Raw genomic sequence first — 19000 nt, 5'->3', positions numbered from 1 at the left:
CCTTTCCGTATTGCTGCTCGATGCTCTTCAGAAAGTCACCCAAGGTGGTCTTGTCCAAGGTATTCCCGGGCATGACCTCATAGGCGAGCGGAAAACCTTCCGGGGTCACGACCAAGGCAATCACCACCTGCACGCTTCCCCCCGGCGCCGGACCCCTGGACCGCCACGTCACCGCCCAGCCCGTCCGACCCGGCAGGCTCGATTGCACGTCCACGCTGAATCTCCTATCCTTTTTCGGCTACGAAACGCGGCACGGGCGACGCCTCGGGCGTCGCGTTTCTCCGCAAGGCGCTGGACCTGACCTTCTTCCCGGAGCCGTGCGACACGCGCACCGAGATCGGCACGTCACGGCGGGCGGAATCTTAGCCGGAGGTAGGCGGTCTACTAGCCACCGGGATAGTCCGGCGGTGATGGCGAGGGACAGACGATGGATACGATCGAGAACCCGATGGGGACGGACGGCTTCGAGTTCGTCGAATACACGGCCGGCGATGTGGAGGCCTTGGCGCAGCTCTTCGAGCGCATGGGCTTTCGCGCCGTCGCGCGCCACCGCTCGAAGCAGGTGGTCCTGTACCGGCAGGGTGACATCAACTTCATCCTGAACCAGGAGCCGGACAGCTTCGCCCAAGCCTTCGCCAAGGTCCACGGGCCTTCGGTGTGCGCCTTCGCCGTGCGCGTGCGCGACGCGCGCCGGGCGCTGGAACGGGCCACCGGACTCGGCGCCCGCGCGTTTCACGGGACGGCTGGACCCATGGAGCTGCACCTGCCGGCCATCCGAGGGATCGGGCGCAGCCTCATTTATCTTATTGATCGCTATGGCGAGCGCTCGATCTACGATGTCGATTTCGAGCCCCTGGCGAGCGCCGAGCTGCATCCGGCGGGCGTGGGCCTGACTTCCGTGGACCACCTGACCCACAATGTCCACCGCGGGCGCATGGACGAATGGACCGGCTTCTACGAGCGGTTGTTCAATTTCCACGAGATCCGTTACTTTGACATCCATGGCCGGGTGACGGGGCTGAGGTCACGGGCCCTGGTAAGCCCCTGCGGCCGAATCCGCATCCCCATCAACGAGCCCGCCGACCCCAAGTCGCAGGTGCAGGAATACCTGAGTGCCTATCACGGCGAGGGGATCCAGCACATCGCGCTCGCCACCGAGGACATCCACACGACGGTGGAGCAACTCAGGCGCAACGGGGTGCGGTTCATGGATGTGCCGGACAGCTATTACGATGCGGTGGCGCGCCGCGTCCCGGGCCATGGCCAGGACCTGGAGCGGCTGCGCGAGAACCGCATCCTGATCGACGGCTCGGGGGCTCGTGCGCTCCTCCTCCAGATCTTCACCGAGACCGTGATCGGGCCCATCTTCTTCGAGATCATCGAGCGCCACGGGAACGAAGGCTTCGGGGAGGGGAACTTCCAAGCCCTGTTCGAGGCCATCGAGCGCGACCAGCTGCGGCGCGGGGTGATCTAGCATGAGGCATTGGATCTCGCTACCCATCGTCGAAGGGGAGGCCTCGCGCCAGGCGCACGCCGATCTTCCCGAAGGCACCTTCGAGCGCGAGATCGGCAAAGAGGGCTTCTACGGTCCGGCGACCCAGATGTACCACCGCCACCCGCCGACCGGGTGGACCAAAGTCGAGGGACCGCTACGGCCCCGCGCCTTCGATGCCGTGAAAGACCTTACGCCCCGTGGCTCGCCCTGGGAGGCGCGCCCGCTCCTCGGCAATGCCTATCTGCAAGTCCGCATCTGGCGGAGCGATGAGCCCATGGACCACCTGGTCCGCAACGCCGACGGCGATGAGCTCTTGTTCATCCACGAGGGGTCCGCGTCCCTCTTCTGCGACTACGGCCATCTCAGGCTCGGCGAGGGCGATTACCTCATGCTTCCGCGCGGGACCTTGTGGCGGCTGGAACTGGAACACCAGACGCCCCTGACCGCCCTCCTCATCGAGGCCACCAACGACGGCTACCGGCTCCCGGACAAGGGCATCGTCGGCAGCCAGGCGGTGTTCGACCCCGCCATGCTCGACATCCCCCGCATCGACGACGTGTTCCGCGCCCAGGCGCAGGATGGCCCGTGGCGGGTCCTGGTCAAACGCCGCGGGTTGCTGAGCACCGTCACCTATCCGTTCAACCCGCTGGATGCGGTCGGCTGGCACGGGACGCTCAGCCCGGTGCGTGTGAACTGGCGCGCCATCCGGCCCCTCATGAGCCACCGTTACCACGTGCCGCCGTCCGCGCACACGACCTTCGCGACCGGGCGCTTCGTGGTATGCACCTTCGTCCCCCGTCCGTTCGAGACCGATCCCGGCGCCCTGCGGGTGCCCTTTTTCCACAACAACGATGATTACGACGAGGTGATCTTCTATCATCGGGGCAGGTTCTTCTCGCGCGACAACATCCATCCGGGTATGATGACCTTGCACCCCTCGGGCATCACCCATGGGCCGCACCCCAAGGCGCTCGCGACGAGCAGCCAGAAGAGCGGCGGCGAGACCGACGAGGTGGCGGTGATGATCGACGCCCGCGATACCTTGGAGGTGGCCGAGCTGCCCGACGGGATCGAGTGGCCGGGCTATGTCGATTCCTGGAAGGCGCGGTGAAGCTCGCGACCCTGAAATCGGGTGGCCGCGACGGGACGCTGGTGGTCGTGGACCGCGATCTCACCGTGGCCGTGCCGGCCTCGCCGGGGGCGCGCACGCTGCAGGCGGCACTCGATGGTTGGGCGCGGATCGCGCCGCGGCTCGAGGTCCTGTACGCGGATCTCATGGAGGATGAGCTGGACGCCTTCCCCTTGAAGCCGGCCGCCCTCGCGGCACCGCTGCCGCGTGCCTACCAATGGCTGGACGGCAGCGCCTATCTGTCGCATGTCGAGCGCGTGCGGCGTGCCCGCGGGGCCGACATGCCGCGCGAGTTTCTCGTCGATCCCCTGATGTACCAGGGCGGGTCGGCGCGTTTCCTCGGGCCGCGCGACCCGATCCAGATCGCGGACCCGGGGTGGGGGCCGGACTTCGAAGCCGAGGTCGCCGTCATCACGGACGATGTCCCCCAAGGGGTGACGGCCGCTGATGCCGGAGATCACATCGCGCTCGTGGTGCTCGTCAACGACGTGTCGCTGCGCTTGCTCATCCCGCAGGAGCTGGCCAAGGGCTTCGGCTTCCTGCACGGCAAACCGGGGCCGGCCTTCTCGCCGGTGGCCGTGACCCCAGACGAGCTGGGCGCCGCCTGGGACGGGCGCAGGCTGCACCTGCCGCTCCTCGCGCACCGCAACGGCGAGCCCTTCGGCCGGCCGGATGCGGGTCGCGACATGCAATTCGACTTTCCCGTGCTCATCGCCCATGCCGCCAAGACCCGGCCGCTCCCGGCCGGCACCGTGATCGGCTCGGGGACCGTGAGCAACCAGGACCCGGGGATCGGCTTCGGCTGCATCGTGGAGCGGCGGGCCGTCGAGACCCAGTCGGGCGCCGAGACCTTGACGCCCTACCTCGAGCACGGGGAATCGATCCGGATCGAGATGCCGGATCCCGAGGGGCGGACGATCTTCGGCACCATCGAGCAGCGCGTCGAGGTGCGCCGCTCATAGTCCTCTACACCTATTTTCGCAGCTCGGCCGCCTACCGGGTCCGCATCGCCTTGAACCTCAAGGGGATCGCCTATGAGCCGCGCTTCGTCCACCTGGCGCGGGGCGAACAGTATGAGGCGGCCTATCGGTCACTCAATTCCCAGGGTCTCGTCCCCGTGCTCATGGATGGCAACCGGGTGCTGATCCAATCGCTCGCCATCCTCGAGTACCTGGACGAGGTGTTTCCCACCCCTCCGCTCTTGCCCCCGGCGCCTGAGCTTCGCGCCCGGGCGCGGGCGATCGCTGGGCGCGTCGCCTGCGACATCCATCCCCTGAACAACCTACGCGTGTTGCGGTTCCTGGAGCAGGAGCTCGGGCAGGGCCCGGAGGCGCGCGGGCGCTGGTACCGGCACTGGATCCAGGAAGGGTTCCGTGCGCTTGAGACGATGCTCGGGGAGAGGGAGACCATGCCTGGTGCCGATGCGGGAGCGGGGGCCTACTGTCTCGGCCAGGGCCCGACGATGGCCGATGTCTGCCTCATCCCCCAGGTCCATAACGCCCGCCGTTTCGGTTGCGATCTCGGTGATTTCCCGCGCATCCAGGCGATCGAGGCACATTGTCTGACTATACCGGCGTTCCGGCAGGCGGCCCCGGAAGCGCAGGCGGACGCAGAATAAGCCTATGCAAAGAACAAAAGGGCCGGAATTCCCCACGCGCGCGCGAGTCTTAAAAGTCGGCAATCATCAGGAGGACATGCCATGGCCCTAGATCCCCTGACGCATTTCGCGGAGAAGCATCACCTGGAGCGCCTGACATCCCACTCGTTGCGCGCCGTCATGGAGGGTGGCCAGAGCGTCGCGAGGGCCCGATCCTTCCTCGCCTTCCAGAGGCGCATCGACAGCGAGTTGCTGCATCACCGCATCATCACCGGGAACCCGTACACCGACTGGTTCAGCCGCGGCGAGCAGACCCGCGAGCACGTGCGGGCCTTCATCGTACAGTTCTCGGTGTTCTCCAACCTGTTCCTGATCGCCCAGCTCTTCAAGACCATCAACGCCGATTCGCTCCAGGGCATGCGCGCCTCGAAAGAGATCCTCGCCAACGAGATCGGGGTGGTCTTCAACGCCGGCGGCAGGCGCGCGGCGTCCTCGGGCAACGGGGGCGACACCGAGCCCGAGTTGGTGTCCTCCGAGGGCACGGTCGAGGGCGGCGTGTTCCGCTTCCGGGCCGCGCACTTCGAGTGGCTCCTGCAGATCGCGGAACGCCTCTCGCTCGGTTTCAACGACGTGGGCAAACGCCACCACGGCACCCCGCCGACCCTTTTCTTCTGCGACGAGCTGGTCAGGCTCTACGGCAGCCCGGAGTATCTCGTCTCCCAGGCCGCGAGCTACGCCGTCGAGAACTGGGCCGCAGCCGGTTTTTGGGACGAGCTCATCGCTGGATTCAAGCTCTATAACGCGCGCAGCGGTGAGGACCTCCCGCTCGCCTTCTTCACCTGGCACGCGCGCCTGGAGGCCCAGCATGCGAAGCACACCCAGGAAGAGCTGGAGGAGCTGTATTTCGAGCGCGCGCTCGACGAGGACGCATTCATCCGTATCGGCAACGAGATGTTGGACGGCGTCGCGGCGTTCTGGGAAGGCCTGAACGAGGACCGCTTGGCCTTGGCGCGCCAAGCGTGAGAGGCCACCTGTCGTGCCATTCGTTGATAGATGTGTGCCGAGTGAGTATGCTCATCTGCATGCGTACTACCTTAAATCTGGATGACGAGCTCATGCGGCTGGTGCGGCGCCGCGCGGCGGACACGGACCGTACCAACACTCAAGTCATCGAAGCCGCGTTGCACGACGCGCTTGCCGCTGACGCGCACGGGCAGCCCTCCTTTACGCTCCAATGGAAAACGGTGCGCGGTCGGCTTCGTCCCGGGGTGGACCTCAGCGACCGCGACTCACTTATCGACCGGATGGAAGAACGTCCGTGATCGCGGTGGACACGAATATCTTGATCTATGCTTCACCGGGAGGAAGTGCCAGAACACGTAAGCGCGCTCGCTTGGCTGACCCGGCTCGCCGAAGACCCATCGCTATGGGGCTTGCCTGTTTTTTGCCCGGGCGAATTCGTGCGGGTCGTGACTCATCCGCGCATCTTCGACCCGCCGACACGCCTTGAATCCGCGCTTGAAGCGCTGTTCGGATTGCTGGCAAGCCCAAGCCTGCGGGTGCTCAATCCAGGCCCGCGTTATCCCGAGCTCTTTTCCCAACATCTGCGGGAGGCCGACGCGCGCGGCAACCTGGCCGACACTCAGATCGCCGCGGTCTGCGTCGAATATCGCGTTACCGCACTGCTCACCGCCGCCCGCGATTTCGCGCGGTTCGCCAAGCTCAAGCGGCTGTCCTTGAGTGACGCGGCCACCGGAAGTCTCCGGTCTCCCTCCTCTAGAAGTCGTAGTATTCGTAGGGTGTGTGGTGCGTACAGCGGGAATCTTGCTGTACCGTCTGCCTGTCCCGCACGCCACGCTCGGGTAACCTCCGGCACCTTCGGTGGGTTACGACGCGCGTCGAGGCTGCGGCAGATTGGATAGGCCATCGGTGCTGCGCGTCTAACCCATCCTACGATTGCTAATATCAGCAGGCTCCTGCGCCATCCGGCCAATGCCGTCGGTGTGACAAGCGGGGGTGCGGCGTGCAAGAATTACCGTGGAGAACAAGGGCACTTTTGCCCCGCCGGGGAGCGAGCTGCATGCATCACTCAAAGGGGGTGACGTCCAGGGCCGTGCCGCGGGCGCCGGTCATCGCCGTCGCGCTGCTATTGTTGACCGGTGGCGCCCATGCGGCCGCGCCCTGGTTCGGGGGCGAGACGCCGAGTCTCGCGCCCATGCTCGAAAAGGTCATGCCCGCCGTGGTCAACATCGCGACCGAAGGCAAGGTCCGGGTGGGCCGCAACCCACTTCTGGACGACCCGCTCTTCCGCCACTTCTTCGATGTGCCCGACGAGCCGCGCGAGCGCAAGACGCAGAGCCTGGGATCCGGCGTCATCGTGGATGCCGGTCGGGGGCTCATCATCACCAACGCCCATGTCGTCGCCAATGCCGAGCACATCGCGGTCAAGCTGCGCAACGGCCGCAAGCTCGACGCCAAGCGCGTGGGCGTCGATGCCGAGACGGACGTGGCCGTGATCCAGGTCCCCGCCGAGGGGCTGACCGCGCTCGGGTTCGGTGACTCGGACGGGCTCAAGGTCGGGGACTTCGTGGTCGCGATCGGGAACCCCTTCGGACTCGACCAGACCGTGACCTCGGGGATCGTCAGCGCGCTGGGGCGCAGCGGCCTGGGCATCGAGGGCTACGAGGAGTTCATCCAGACCGACGCCTCCATCAACCCCGGAAACTCCGGCGGGGCCCTGGTCGACTTGCAAGGCCGCCTGGTCGGGATCAACACGGCGATCTTCTCTCAAAGCGGTGGCAGCATCGGGATCGGGTTCGCCATCCCCATCAATTCGGCCCGCCAGGTCATGGAGCAGCTGGCGCAGCACGGCGAGGTCAAGCGCGGGCAACTCGGCGTCCAACTCCAGGACCTGGACCCCGATCTGGCCGAGGCCTTCGACCTGAACGAACAGGAGGGCGCTGTGGTCGTGAGCGTGATCGAGGGGTCGCCGGCGGCCAAGGCGGGGCTCAAGGCCGGTGATGTGATGGTGGCGCTCAACGGCAGGCCGGTGCGCAACGCGAGCGACCTGCGCAATCGGGTGGGGCTCCTGCGCATCGGGGACAAGGCCACCCTGGAGGTGCTGCGCAAGGGCCTGCTCGGCAAGAACGACCGCGTAGAGATCAGCGCCACCGTGGCGGCCAAGATCGACCAGGTGACGAGCGGCTCGGCGCTTCAGAATCCGCGCCTCGAAGGTGCACGTTTCGGGGACATCCCGGAGCGCTCGCCGGCCCATGGCGAGGTCGAGGGGGTCATGGTCTACGAGGTCAAACGGGGCAGCCGTGCCTGGCGGAACGGGCTGCGCGAGGGGGACATCGTGCTATCGGTCAATCAGGTTCCGGTCTCGGATCCGAAAGAGTTCCTGGTCCAGGTCAACCGCCTCCAGTCCGCCGTGCTGCTGCACGTGCTGCGCGGTAACAGCGCCGCCTTCATCGTGGCCAGATAAATCTTGATCGTGGACAAAGATAATATAATCGGATGATGACGGATTGTCTGTTCTGCAAGATGGTCGACGGCCGGATCACCCCCGGCATCGTCTATGAGGACAGCGATGTGCTGGCCTTCAACGATATCCAACCACGGGCGCCGGTGCATGTCCTCATCGTGCCCAAGCGGCATATCGCCACCGTGAACGACCTCGGGCCCGGCGACGCCGAAGTGGTAGGAAAGCTATTCCTCGTGGCGCGCGCGATCGCCAAGGATCGAGGATTCGATAAGAACGGCTATCGGGCGGTGATCAACTGCAATGCGGACGCCGGCCAGTCGGTGTTCCACCTCCACCTCCACCTCCTGGCCGGACGGGCGATGGGCTGGCCGCCCTTTCCAGATGCGGCTTCGCCCTGAGGGAGCGGACGTCATCAGGCGCCACAGAGCGGCACCGGAGCCCCGCACGGGCCGCGAGTCCCCGGCGCCATTGGCGGGCGCCCGGCTGGCCCAGGAACAGTCCCGCGAGGTGCCGGGCCATGTGATGGACCGGGGTGCCCGCCGCCTGTTCGCGACGCATATAGTCTTCGTAGCGGGCGAACACCTCGGCACGCGTCGGCGCGGGGAGCAACGCGCCAAAAAACCGGCGATCGGCCTCGGCGAGGAGATAGGGGTTGCGGTAGGCCTCACGCCCGATCATGACCCCATCCACGTGCGCGAGCTGTGCTTCGACCGCTTCGAGGCCGGTGAGCCCGCCGTTGATGATGACCTCGAGCATCGGGAAATCACGCTTGAGCGCGTGTACCCAGTCGTAGCGCAGCGGTGGGACCTCACGGTTCTCCTTGGGTGAGAGCCCCTGGAGCCAGGCTTTGCGGGCATGCAGGATCACGGTCCGGCAGCCGGCGGCCGAGACGGCGCGGATAAATCGACAGAGCTCGTCGTAGGAATCGCGATCGTCGATCCCGAGCCGCGTCTTGACGGTCACGGGCAAGCTCGTTCCGGCCCGCATGGCGGCGATGCAGGCCGCGACGCGCTCGGGCTCGGCCATGAGACAGGCGCCGAAGCGGTGCTCTTGGACTCGTTCGCTCGGGCATCCCACGTTCAGGTTCACCTCATCGAAACCCCAGTCCGCGGCCAGACGCGCGCACAGCGCGAGGGCCTCGGGCGCGCTGCCCCCGAGCTGCAAGGCCAGGGGGTGCTCGGCCGGGTCATGGACGAGGGCGCGCGCCGGATCGCCGTGCAGCAAGGCGCCGGTCGCAACCATCTCGGTATAGAGGAGCACATGGCGGGAGATGAGCCGCAGGAGGTACCGGCAGTGCCGGTCCGTGCGGTCCATCATCGGCGCGATACAGAGACGTCGGTCGATCGAACGGGACATGGGGGGCCAATGATAGCTCGCCTGGGCCCGCGAGGGTGACGATCGGCCGTCTCGACAACTGGGGTCGGACGCTGCCCCTAGCCCAGCTGGATCCGGTTCGATCTCGACACCGACCAATAACGACGCCGGCCGATCGGCCTCGCCGCCATGGCGCTCGGGGGCTAGCCGAGGCCTTTACCTTGGCGGTACCATCCATGGCTAGTGTGGTACCCGCCTATGCCTGCACAACGCCGTTTCGATGACCCTCCGTCCGGCGGCGGATGCCGATGCTAGACACCCCGCCCTGGGACCGGCCCGACGGCCCGAGAACCTTCATGCGTTCGGTTATCCAGCGCATCGCCACCGGTCCGGAGATGAGCAAGGACATCTCCCGCGACGAGGCGCGCGTGGCCATGCGCGCCATCCTCGAAGGCCAGGTCGATTCGGTACAGGCCGGGATATTCTTGATCGCACTGCGCATGAAGCGCGAGACCGATGAGGAGAACATCGGGATCTTGGAGGCCTTGCGTGATGCCGGCGAGACGGTCACGGCGGGCGTCGACGTGCTCATCGACATCGCCGATCCCTACGATGGTTTCACCCGCACCCTCCCGCCCTCACCCTTCCTGCCGGTGGTGCTCGCGGCTTGCGGTGTGCCGGCCGTCTGCCATGGGGTGGAGCGCGTCGGTCCGAAGTTCGGCCTGACCCACCGGCAGGTGCTCGCTGCCGCGGGGCAGCCGGTCGATCTCTCCCCGGCCCAGGCGGCGGCCCGGATCACCGACCCCGCCATCGGATGGGCCTATCTGGACCAGCGTGCCTACTGTCCCAAGCTCCACGCCCTGATTGGGCTACGCGAGCTGATCGTCAAGCGCCCGGCGATCACCACCGCCGAGCCCTGCATCGGTCCCATCCGGGGTCGTTCGGAGACCCACCTCGTGACCGGCTATGTGCACAAGGGCTACCCGAAGGTCTACACGTTGCTCGCTCGCCACGCGGGATTCGACTCGGCACTGGTGGTGCGGGGCGTCGAGGGCGGGGTCATCCCGTCGCTCCAGAAGACCGGGCGATTCGTCTACTTTCGGGGCGCCGGTGAGGACCAGTCCTTGGAGATCGACCCCTCGGAGCTTGAGATCGACGCGTCCGCGGGCGCCGTGGCGGCGCGCCACGGCCTGGCCGAGACGCAGGACGGGAGTGCCGGCAGAGCGGCGGATGGCGCCGCAGAGGCGGGGATCGCGGCCCTCGGCGGTGAACCGGGCGCGGCGCGCGAAGGACTGGTCTTCTCGGCCGCCGTGTGCCTGTTCCACCTCGGCCGCCACCCATCCCCCGCGGCGGCCGCAAGCGCCGTGCGCGAGGTGCTCGACCGCGGGCTGGCGCGCGCCCGCCTCGAGCCGGGCGCGCGATGACACGTATGATCGGCTCACCGCGTAACAATGACGGTCTTGGTTTGATTGCAGCCGAACGGTGGAGGATCCCCATGTCAATGCACACAAACGCTATACCAACATCCATTCCGACAGCGATTTCAACGACGATGGCATCGACATCGACACGGACATCGATACCGACATCTACCAAGTCGTGGGTGGTGCCGACAAGCGCCTCGGCAGCTTTTACGTCGGCGCCTCTGCGGGTTACGCCCGTGGCGAGACGCATCTATCGACGCGCGAATCATTTGACGGGCTCGTGTTCGATGACGAGTTCGATATTGGTACGCATAACCCCTCGTTTCTCCGTATGCTGCGTACCACATCGATGAGAACTTCTTCGTGATGGGGATCGCCGGTTATTCCCGGGCACAGATCGACGATAGCCCGGTTGACGCCGATTCAGCCTTTACCGACCTGTCGCTGACGGGTCTGCTAGCCGTCAATCAGTGGGTAGTGACCGGAAGATTCGGCCATCGTTTCGCATATAGCGTTTTCGACGACCTTCCACCCTTCGTTGACGACGACAGTTTCCAGAACACGCTTTACGTGACCGGCGAAGTGGGATACCGGATCGATCGGTGGCTGCCCAATTTTCGGGCGAACTACGAGCATATCATTCCCGAGGAAGGAAACGACGCCGATTTCGTCTTTGTCGGGGTCGGGGCCACTTACGACTTTTCGGATGTGTTTTCGGCCGGCCTGGCCTACAACACCGAGCTCAATCACCTGGACGATTTCAATTATAACCGAGCGGTGCTGGACATCCGCTTGCGGTTCTAGTAAGCGAGGAGCCCCCGGTCGCGTAGCGCGAATTCGTACGCCCCGGATACCTCGGGCTGGGCCAGAGGCCTCAAGCCAGCCGGCGGTCAAGGGGCAGGAGGCGCCGGAACCGGGGGCTGACGGAGCTTATGCGCGAGGGCGCTCGCGACCGCCGGGTGTACGAAGGGGCGGACGTCGCCGCCGAGGGAGGCGATCTCGCGCACCAGGCTCGCAGACAGATAGGCATAATGCTCGGCGGGGGTGAGGAACAGGGTGTCGACCTCGGGAACCAGCCGGCGGTTCATGCTGGCCATCTGCAGCTCGTACTCGAAGTCCGAGACCGCCCGCAGTCCTCGCAGGATGACGGTCGTGCCCAGGCTACGCGCCGTCTCGACCAGGAGGCCGTCGAAGGAGCGCACCTCGACCCGCTCGATGCCGTCGAGCGCCACGCGGACGAGCGCCACCCGCTGGTCCAGGGTGAAGGTGGTCGGCTTCCAGCTGCTGCCGGCCACGGCCACCACCACCCGATCGAACAATCGGCTGGCGCGCTGCACCAGATCGGTATGCCCATGGGTGATGGGGTCGAAGGTCCCGGGGTAGATGGCCTGGGTCATTGGCAGATCGCGGCAGGCAGGGCTAGGCAGAATTGTCCCTGCCCGGCGCGGCCGGCACGGTGCACCTGCCAGCCCGCGGGCAGCGGCAGGGGCGGACCGCGCGGCGCCTCCAGATACACCCAGGCGCCGGGTTTCAACCATCCCCCGTTCTGCAATCCCTCGCAGCAAGGTTGCCACAGCCGCTCGGAAAAGGGCGGGTCCAGGAACACGAGATCACAGGGCATCGCGGCCCCGGCGAGAAACGCCAAAGCGTCGGCCCTCACGACGCAGAGCTCGCGCGCCCCGAGCCGGGTGGCGAGTGCCCGGAGCGCCCGCACCACAGTCGGGTCGTGATCGACGGAGACCACACGCCCGGCGCCACGCGAGGCCGCCTCGATACCGAGGACCCCGGTGCCGGCGAAGAGGTCCAGGCAGGTACACCCGGCGATGCGCGGCGTCAACCAGTTGAACAAGGTCTCGCGCACCCGGTCGGGGCTCGGCCTCACCCCCGGTGCGTCCGGGACCGGGATGAGCGCGCGCCGCCACTTGCCGCCGATGACCCTGACCGAGCCCGGTGGCGTCAATGCCCTAACGATGCCGGCCGGCGGGCGCCGGTTCGAGCGGCGGGGCCGGGTTGCCCGGCGGGGGTTTGCCTTGCGGCCCGATGGTGACGGTGACGAGGCCGGCCGGGTCCATGCGGCGTTTAAAGGCGGCCCCGATGTCCGTGAGCGAGACGGCGCGGATGCGGTCCACATAGGTATCGAGGAAATCGAGCGGCAGGCCGTAGAAACCGATGAGGATCAGGTACTCGATGACCTCGTCGTTGCTGTCGATGCGCAAGGGAAAGCCACCGGTGATGTTCTTGACCGAGGCCTCCCGCTCGGTGGCGGATGGACCCTCGGCGACGAACTTCGTGAGCGTCTCCCGCATGACGGCGAGCGCCTGATCCGCTTGCGCGAAGCTCGTCTGCAGGCCGGCGATGAAAGGCCCGGCGACGCGCATGGGCTGGAAATAACTATAGGCGCTGTAGGACAGGCCGCGTTTCTCGCGCACCTCCTTGTACAGCCGCGAGATAAACCCGCCACCGCCCAGCACATGATTGCCCAGATAGAGCGGAAAATAGTCGGGATCGAGCCGTGCGAGGCCGGCGCGCCCGACCCAGATGTGGGTCTGGCTGGAGGGATAGGGGACGTGGATCTCGATCGGTTTCTCGATCCGGGGCGCCGGCGGCACGGGCGGGGCCGCGCTACCGGTGGGGAGTGAGGCGACGAGCTTTTCCGCGATCGACGCCGCCTGCGGGCGCGTGAGATCGCCGACCAGCCCGATGACCGCGTTGCGGCCACAGTAATAGTGCCGGTAGTGGCCGAGCAGGTCGTCGCGCTTGAGGGCGCCGAGGGTCTTGGCGCTACCGTGCGGGGGCGAGCCATAGGGGTGGTCTTGATAGAGGACGCCCATAAAGCGGTCCTCGGCGATCGCCGCGGGCTCCTGCTCGCGTTGCCTCAAGGCGGTCAGCATGAGCTTGCGCTCGCGCTCCAGGGCCTCTACGGGAAAATCCGGCTTCTGGAGGACCAGCGCCAGGGTCTCGACCCCGCGCTCCAGATAAGGGGACTCGGTGAGGCTGCGCAGCTCGACCGAGGCCGTCTCGCGTCCCACGCTGTGGCCGAACTGCGCCCCCGTGGCCTCGAAGCGCTCGTTCAGCGTCTGTGCCGTCAGGCCGCCCGCGCCTTCGGCCAGGACGGCGTTGGTGAGCCCGGCGAGGCCCCATTGCCCCCGGTCACGTGCGCTCCCGGCATCGAAGGCCACGCGCACGTCCACCATCGGTAGCTCCGGGGCGCGCACGAAGTAGACGCGCGCGCCGTTCGTGGTGTTCCAGGTCTCGATCTGCGGCAGGCCGAACCCCACCACCGGCCACAGGGCCAAGAAGAGCCAGACGCGCCGTGCCATGCTAGTCCTTCCCCGCGGCCGGCGCCGGCAGCGGTTCGAGGACCGCGACGGTCAGGCCATCATCGACGAGATATCGGGTCGCCACCTGGCGGACCTCTTCGGCCGTGACTGCCTTCACCGCCTCGAGGTACCGGTCCTTGAGCCGCCAGTCGAGCCCGACGCTCTCCAGGAGACCGATCACCATGGCCTGGTACATCATCGAGTCCTGCTCGAACACCTTGCGGGCGATGACCCGGGCCTTGACCCGATCCATCTCCTCGGCCGGCACCGTTTCGCTCCGGAGGCGCTCGATCTCACGCCGCAGCGCCGTTTCCAGGGCCTTTAGATCACGGCCCTCCGCCGGGATCGCCTCCACGGTAAACAGGCTCTCCAGGCGATCGGCGAGGTTGTACCCCGCGTTCGCGCTGGCGGCGACCTCCTGCTCGCGCAGCAGGTGGCGTGGGAGACGCGCGCTGTCGCCACCGCTCAGGAGCTCCGCCAGGACCTCCAGGGCGAAAACCTCGGCGCGCGCTGCCGGGGAGGGGTTCGCGACCGCGCTCGTGAGCACTGGGACCTTGTAGGCCATGAGGAGCTGCGGCAGCCGCGCCACCTCCCGCACCGTCACGCGCCGCTGGCCCTTCTGCGCCACCTCGCGCGCCGGCTTGAGCGCCGGACGCGTGCTCGAGGCCAGGGGCCCGAAGTAGCGCTTGGCGAGCTCGAACACGACCCCGGGCTCGACATCGCCCACCACCACCAAGGTCGCGTTGTTGGGGGCGTACCAGCGCTCGTACCAGCCGCGCAGATCCGCGACCGTCATGGCCTCCAGGTCGTGCATCCAGCCGATGATGGGGTGGCGATAGGGGCTGGTCTCGAAGGCCACGGCCATGGCGGTCTCGGCCATCAGGGACTCGGGCCTGTCGTCGGTGCGCAACCGGCGCTCCTCCATGACCACCTTGATCTCCTTGGCGAACTCCTGCTCGGGAAGCGTCAGGCCGCGCATCCGGTCGGCCTCCAGCTCGAAGCTGAGCGACAGGTTTTCCTTGGCCATCTTCTGGAAATAGACCGTGTAGTCGCTGCCGGTGAAGGCGTTCTCCTCCCCGCCGGACGCGGAGATGAGGCGCGAGAACTCCCCCGCGGGATGTCGCTCGGTGCCCTGAAACATCATGTGCTCCAAGGCGTGCGAGACGCCGGTGATGCCCGCATGCTCGTAGCTCGAACCGACCTTGTACCAGACCTGGGAGACCGCTACCGGGGCGCGGTGGTCCTCCTGGACGATGAGCTTGAGCCCGTTGTCGAGCTTGAATTCCCGGACCTCGGCCGCGGCCACCCCGGCGGCCGGGCACGCGAGCACAACGGCCAGGTACCCGACTCGTAACGTTTGTATCGATCGACGCAAACTCACCTCCCCCTTAGTATCGCAATGCCTCCGCAATGCCCACCGGACTCGACCGTCCCCCTGCCGGCTACCGGACCAACGCCACCCGGTTCTCGGCCCGGGGATCGGACCGCGGCCGCCTGATGCGCCGCCCGTGCGAAGGTCGGCAGGCGCGCGACCGGCGGATCTTACGCAACGGAGTGCCGTCCGCTCAATGACCCGGTCTCGGTGATCCCCTGTCTGAGGGTGGTGTGATGCAGAGCGACAGGCGACCCGTCTCCCTCCAGGAAGGCCCTGAGCTGCTCTAGCGCGTTGTGAATATTTGACACTTTTCTGTCAAATATTTTACAGACCAAAATCCAGTCACCGCTCTATATTAGCGTTGCAAGATGGGACCCGGGGCCCGGCGCCTCTATCAAAGATTCCTTATTGGGTGGTAGAGGCGAGAGAACTGGCAGGGACCATCGTGTACCTATGTTTGTCAATTCATACTGAATGAGGAGAGAGAAATGAAACAGCGACACTATATCACAACCTTTAGCCTGATAGCGGCCCTCACCGGTCTGCCACCAGTGGTGGCGGCGGATGCAGGAAGAACATCAGGTGCTGAGCGGGTACAACTAGCCAGAAGAGGTTCGAGAGCACCCTAGGTTATAAGCTATCACCCGAGCAAATGGATAAGGTGCACGCCGGCATCTCACCCGTTACACCAGTGCACGTCTTGCCGCAAGACATGTACGGCAACACCATGTCGTGGGAAGACTGGATGAATTGGACCGCGAGGCCGCACGATCCCGCCAACGGCGACAGTATCCACGATTTTCCTGGCGGGGCCGGTCGCCAATAAGCAAAACGAGGGCCTATTGGTGCACGGGCAATTAGAGTGCCACTGAACGTTTGTGATGCAATGGACGCTCTACCTCAATCACTCCTTCCGAAAACCCAGCTCGGGCCCACGCCTGAGCCTGGCGGAGACTCCTCCCTCTTGGGCACTGCTCTGCCCTCTTAATGGTCCCTCTATAAAGTGCTCCACACCAGATTTTGTGAATACTTCACACTTTTTCTGTGAAATATTTCACAGACCAAATTCCGCTCAGCCCTCTATATTAGGGTTGCGAGATGGGACCCGGGGGCTCAGCACCTCTATCTGATAGAGAGAGAAATGAAACAGCTACAATATATCACAACCTTTAGCCTGATAGTAGCCCTAACTGGCCTGTCACCAGTGGTGGCGGCGGATGCAGAAAGAACATCAGGTGGTGAGCGAATCCAACCAGATACGCGGCAGTTCGAGAGCCCCCGTGGGTATAAACCGTCACCGGAGCAAATGGACATAGTTCATGGGGGGACGATGATAGAAGGGGATGGAACACATGGCGTCAAAACATACTTACCGGGCAGACTCTCCCCCGCCGGGATAAGCTGCAACCACATCGACTGCGCGGGGCTATGATCGCGTCACCGGACACATCATCATAAGCTGCGAGCGATCGAGTTGAAGATATTGGCCAGGTCAACGCTCGGAAGACGGTTGGCGAAGTCTCACCTCACGGTCAACGAGGCGAAAACCAATGCTGGTTCCGTTCTCCAAGCGCACGCAACCATAACCCAGCTCTGCTCCATCTGAACCACCGTTGCACGTACCTACCAAGCCGGGGGAGACTCGAAAGTCTCCCCCGGCTCTTGCTCATAAAGCCAAAGGATAACGATTGTATATTCAATGCGTCGTATCGCCATCCTTGTCCTGTCCTGCCACGCGGGGAGTATACCCGCCACAGTGCCGAGGAGAGCGCGGCGCTCTTGGCCCGGTTCCGGCCTAAGCGTGACGGCGGAGGGGGTGAGACAAATTGTCGCACCTCGACTCTCTGCATCCATCAAGCGTGCCCGGAATGGCAGAGATCCGCAGACCGTCCACGTGTCGAGGGCACCTCGAGACGGCACGTCTGCCACAGGCGCCGAGTGCTGGACCCGCGGCGCGGTGGGACCCGAGGGTGCTCGTCGCATCCGCGCCGCCTATGGCGTAGAATTGAGGCAACACGTTCTTGCGGGGGAGGCCATGAAAGCGAGTGATCTCTTCGTCAGATGCCTCGAGGATGAGGGGGTAGGGTACATCTTCGGCGTGCCAGGCGAAGAAAATCTGGACTTCGTCGAGTCCCTGCGCACCTCGCACATCCGCCTCATCGTCACCCGCCACGAGCAATCGGCCGGCTTCATGGCGGCCACGGTGGGCCGTCTCAGCGGCATCCCGGGTGTGTGTCTATCGACCTTGGGACCGGGCGCGACCAACCTCGTGACTGCGGCCGCCTATGCACAGCTCGGGGCCATGCCGATGTGCATGATCACCGGGCAGAAGCCCATCTACACCAGCAAGCAGGGGCATTTCCAGATCATTGACGCGGTGGCGATGATGCAGCCCCTCACCAAGTTCACCAAACAGGTCGTCGAGGCCGATCGGATCCCGTCCATCGTCCGCGAGGCCTTCAAGAAGGCGGAGGCCGAGCGCCCCGGGGCCGTACATATCGAGTTGCCCGAGGACGTCGCGGCAGAGGCCACCAGCAACCCGCCCTTCGCCGTGAAAAAGGTGCGCCGTCCCGACGCCAACGAGCGTGCCGTGGCCATCGCGGCGGAGATGATCGCACAGGCGCGATCCCCGCTGCTCCTGATCGGAGCGGGTGCGAATCGCAAGCGGGTCTCCCAGTTGCTCCTGCGTTTCGTCCAAAAGACCGGCATCCCGTTCTTCAACACCCAGATGGGCAAAGGGGTGATCCCGGAGGACCACCCCTTGTTCCTCGGCACCGCCGCGCTCTCGGACCACGACTACGTGCACTGCGCCGTTGACCGCTCCGATCTCGTGATCAACGTCGGCCACGATGTGATCGAGAAACCCCCCTTCTTCATGGAAGCCGGCGGGCCCAAGGTCATCCATATCAACTTCGTCCCCGCCGAGGTGGACGAGATCTACTTCCCGCAGCACGAGATCGTCGGGGACATCGCCAACGCCCTGTGGCAGTTGTCGAAGCGGGTACACGCGCAGCCGCACTGGGATTTCGCCTATTTCATGCGCGTCAAACAATTCGTCGATGAAAAGATCGCCGAGCGCTCCGATTCGGACAGCTTCCCGGTCCTCCCCCAGCGTCTGGTGGCCGATGTGCGGGCCGTGCTCGGGCCTCTCGACATCCTGACCCTGGACAATGGGATGTACAAGCTCTGGTTTGCCAGAAACTATCGCGCGCTCGGGGCCAACACGCTGTTTCTGGACAATGCGCTGGCCACCATGGGGGCGGGGTTCCCGTCCGCGATGGCGGCCAAGATGATCTGCCCGGAGCGCAAGGTGGTGGCCGTGTGCGGCGATGGCGGCTTCATGATGAACAGCCAGGAGCTCGAGACGGCGGTGCGCCTCGACCTCGACCTCTCGGTGATCATTCTGACCGACAGCGGTTACGGGATGATCAAATGGAAGCAGGAGCATGCGGGGTTCGCGGATTGGGGGCTCGACTTCACCAACCCCGATTTCGTCAAATACGCGCAATGCTACGGGGCCCTGGGCCACCGTGTCACGAGGACCGAGGACCTGCGGGGACTCCTGGATGAATGCGTCAATTCTCCCGGGGTGCATCTCATCGATGTCCCCGTGGATTATTCGGAAAACGCCCGGGTGTTGACCCGGGAGTTGAAGGAAAAGACCTGTATCGCCTGAGGGCTGGTGAAATAATGTCCTGCGCTCGCGACGGCCCGGGAGGAAGTTCCCGTGTTCCCTCCCCTGCGATAGCGGGGGAGGGTTAGGGTAATGGTATGGACTCCTCCCCTCCCTAACGGCATCGTGATGTGCCAGAGTGGAAGATGAAACGACCACTTCAACGAAGAGGAGGAGTCCGGTATGTAC

At 65.4% G+C, this 19000-nt stretch carries 18 protein-coding genes and 2 pseudogenes; 14 read left to right on the top strand and 6 right to left on the bottom strand.

The genetic code is table 11. The annotated features are described in order from the left end of the window. Positions 1–133: pseudogene (locus M3461_20020) on the bottom strand (transposase). Between the two features lie 110 nt (positions 134–243). Here M3461_20020 and M3461_20015 point away from each other — a divergent pair. From M3461_20015 to M3461_19970, 10 genes and pseudogenes are all read left to right on the top strand, one after another. Beyond that, positions 244–366: pseudogene (locus tag M3461_20015) on the top strand (tryptophan 2,3-dioxygenase). A gap of 61 nt (positions 367–427) precedes the next feature. Continuing rightward, complete coding sequence (gene hppD, locus M3461_20010; GenBank protein MDQ3776472.1) at positions 428–1474, top strand: 4-hydroxyphenylpyruvate dioxygenase; 1047 nt, start codon at positions 428–430, stop codon at positions 1472–1474. A gap of 1 nt (position 1475) precedes the next feature. Further along, a complete protein-coding gene (locus M3461_20005; protein MDQ3776471.1) occupies positions 1476–2606 on the top strand; it encodes a homogentisate 1,2-dioxygenase in 1131 nt (376 codons plus the stop codon). Further along, a complete protein-coding gene (locus M3461_20000) occupies positions 2603–3586 on the top strand; it encodes a fumarylacetoacetate hydrolase family protein (protein ID MDQ3776470.1) in 984 nt (327 codons plus the stop codon). The genes M3461_20005 and M3461_20000 overlap by 4 nt, the downstream gene beginning before the upstream one ends. After that, positions 3583–4242, top strand: a complete 660-nt coding sequence (gene maiA, locus M3461_19995; protein MDQ3776469.1) for a maleylacetoacetate isomerase — start codon at positions 3583–3585, stop codon at positions 4240–4242. The genes M3461_20000 and maiA overlap by 4 nt, the downstream gene beginning before the upstream one ends. Before the next feature lie 81 nt (positions 4243–4323). Beyond that, positions 4324–5244, top strand: a complete 921-nt coding sequence (locus M3461_19990; protein MDQ3776468.1) for a hypothetical protein — start codon at positions 4324–4326, stop codon at positions 5242–5244. A gap of 41 nt (positions 5245–5285) precedes the next feature. Beyond that, positions 5286–5543: a ribbon-helix-helix protein, CopG family gene (locus M3461_19985; GenBank protein MDQ3776467.1), complete on the top strand. Its 258-nt coding sequence runs from the start codon at positions 5286–5288 to the stop codon at positions 5541–5543. Between the two features lie 45 nt (positions 5544–5588). Then, complete coding sequence (locus M3461_19980; GenBank protein ID MDQ3776466.1) at positions 5589–6143, top strand: hypothetical protein; 555 nt, start codon at positions 5589–5591, stop codon at positions 6141–6143. Positions 6144–6301: 158 nt separating this feature from the next. Further along, on the top strand, positions 6302–7705 hold the full coding sequence (locus M3461_19975) for a DegQ family serine endoprotease (GenBank protein ID MDQ3776465.1): 1404 nt from the start codon (positions 6302–6304) through the stop codon (positions 7703–7705). Positions 7706–7740: 35 nt separating this feature from the next. Next, the gene (locus M3461_19970) at positions 7741–8103 is read left to right on the top strand and encodes a histidine triad nucleotide-binding protein (protein ID MDQ3776464.1); all 363 of its coding nucleotides are present in this window, start codon (positions 7741–7743) and stop codon (positions 8101–8103) included. On the opposite strand, the gene dusA is transcribed toward M3461_19970, so the two are convergent. Then, positions 7997–9022 carry a tRNA dihydrouridine(20/20a) synthase DusA gene (dusA, locus tag M3461_19965; protein MDQ3776463.1) on the bottom strand — a complete coding sequence of 342 codons (1026 nt, stop codon included), beginning with the start codon at positions 9020–9022 and terminating at the stop codon, positions 7997–7999. The two genes, M3461_19970 and dusA, sit on opposite strands and share 107 nt — an antisense overlap. A gap of 299 nt (positions 9023–9321) precedes the next feature. Here dusA and M3461_19960 point away from each other — a divergent pair, with 299 nt between their 5' ends. From M3461_19960 to M3461_19950, 3 genes are read left to right on the top strand one after another with little or no spacing between them, the layout of a single operon-like run. Further along, entirely contained in the window at positions 9322–10443 is a 1122-nt protein-coding gene (locus tag M3461_19960; GenBank protein ID MDQ3776462.1) for an anthranilate phosphoribosyltransferase, read from the top strand. A 58-nt stretch (positions 10444–10501) separates the two neighbouring features. Next, positions 10502–10810 (top strand): hypothetical protein, encoded by a 309-nt coding sequence (locus M3461_19955; protein MDQ3776461.1) that lies wholly within the window; start codon positions 10502–10504, stop codon positions 10808–10810. After that, complete coding sequence (locus tag M3461_19950) at positions 10807–11247, top strand: hypothetical protein (protein ID MDQ3776460.1); 441 nt, start codon at positions 10807–10809, stop codon at positions 11245–11247. The genes M3461_19955 and M3461_19950 overlap by 4 nt, the downstream gene beginning before the upstream one ends. A gap of 86 nt (positions 11248–11333) precedes the next feature. On the opposite strand, the gene coaD is transcribed toward M3461_19950, so the two are convergent. Genes coaD through M3461_19930 form a run of 4 tightly spaced genes read right to left on the bottom strand, consistent with a single transcriptional unit; the run spans position 11334 to position 15144 of the window. Continuing rightward, positions 11334–11846, bottom strand: a complete 513-nt coding sequence (gene coaD / locus M3461_19945; GenBank protein ID MDQ3776459.1) for a pantetheine-phosphate adenylyltransferase — start codon at positions 11844–11846, stop codon at positions 11334–11336. Continuing rightward, positions 11837–12403: a 16S rRNA (guanine(966)-N(2))-methyltransferase RsmD gene (gene rsmD, locus M3461_19940; protein ID MDQ3776458.1), complete on the bottom strand. Its 567-nt coding sequence runs from the start codon at positions 12401–12403 to the stop codon at positions 11837–11839. The genes coaD and rsmD overlap by 10 nt, the downstream gene beginning before the upstream one ends. Before the next feature lie 4 nt (positions 12404–12407). Then, positions 12408–13763, bottom strand: a complete 1356-nt coding sequence (locus tag M3461_19935) for an insulinase family protein (GenBank protein ID MDQ3776457.1) — start codon at positions 13761–13763, stop codon at positions 12408–12410. Between the two features lies 1 nt (position 13764). After that, positions 13765–15144, bottom strand: a complete 1380-nt coding sequence (locus M3461_19930) for an insulinase family protein (protein MDQ3776456.1) — start codon at positions 15142–15144, stop codon at positions 13765–13767. Positions 15145–17173: 2029 nt separating this feature from the next. On the opposite strand from M3461_19930, the gene M3461_19925 reads away from it, so the two are divergent. Next, positions 17174–18814, top strand: coding sequence for an acetolactate synthase large subunit (locus M3461_19925; GenBank protein ID MDQ3776455.1), 1641 nt, complete (start codon positions 17174–17176; stop codon positions 18812–18814). Positions 18815–19000 lie beyond the last annotated feature (186 nt).

The organism is Pseudomonadota bacterium (assembly GCA_030860485.1).
GTDB lineage: Bacteria > Pseudomonadota > Gammaproteobacteria > JACCXJ01 > JACCXJ01 > JACCXJ01.
Note: the sequence above shows the minus strand (reverse complement) of the source record. Positions and strands in the feature narration are given on the sequence as shown.

Excerpts from the sequence above, each read along its gene's own strand:
- M3461_19970 (MDQ3776464.1), top strand. The coding sequence starts at position 7,741 with ATGACGGATTGTCTGTTCTGCAAGATGGTCGACGGCCGGATCACCCCC.
- hppD (MDQ3776472.1), top strand. The coding sequence starts at position 428 with ATGGATACGATCGAGAACCCGATGGGGACGGACGGCTTCGAGTTCGTC.
- M3461_19935 (MDQ3776457.1), bottom strand. The coding sequence starts at position 13,763 with ATGGCACGGCGCGTCTGGCTCTTCTTGGCCCTGTGGCCGGTGGTGGGG.
- M3461_19990 (MDQ3776468.1), top strand. The coding sequence starts at position 4,324 with ATGGCCCTAGATCCCCTGACGCATTTCGCGGAGAAGCATCACCTGGAG.
- M3461_19960 (MDQ3776462.1), top strand. The coding sequence starts at position 9,322 with ATGCCGATGCTAGACACCCCGCCCTGGGACCGGCCCGACGGCCCGAGA.
- dusA (MDQ3776463.1), bottom strand. The coding sequence starts at position 9,022 with ATGATGGACCGCACGGACCGGCACTGCCGGTACCTCCTGCGGCTCATC.
- M3461_20005 (MDQ3776471.1), top strand. The coding sequence starts at position 1,476 with ATGAGGCATTGGATCTCGCTACCCATCGTCGAAGGGGAGGCCTCGCGC.
- M3461_19975 (MDQ3776465.1), top strand. The coding sequence starts at position 6,302 with ATGCATCACTCAAAGGGGGTGACGTCCAGGGCCGTGCCGCGGGCGCCG.
- M3461_19925 (MDQ3776455.1), top strand. The coding sequence starts at position 17,174 with ATGAAAGCGAGTGATCTCTTCGTCAGATGCCTCGAGGATGAGGGGGTA.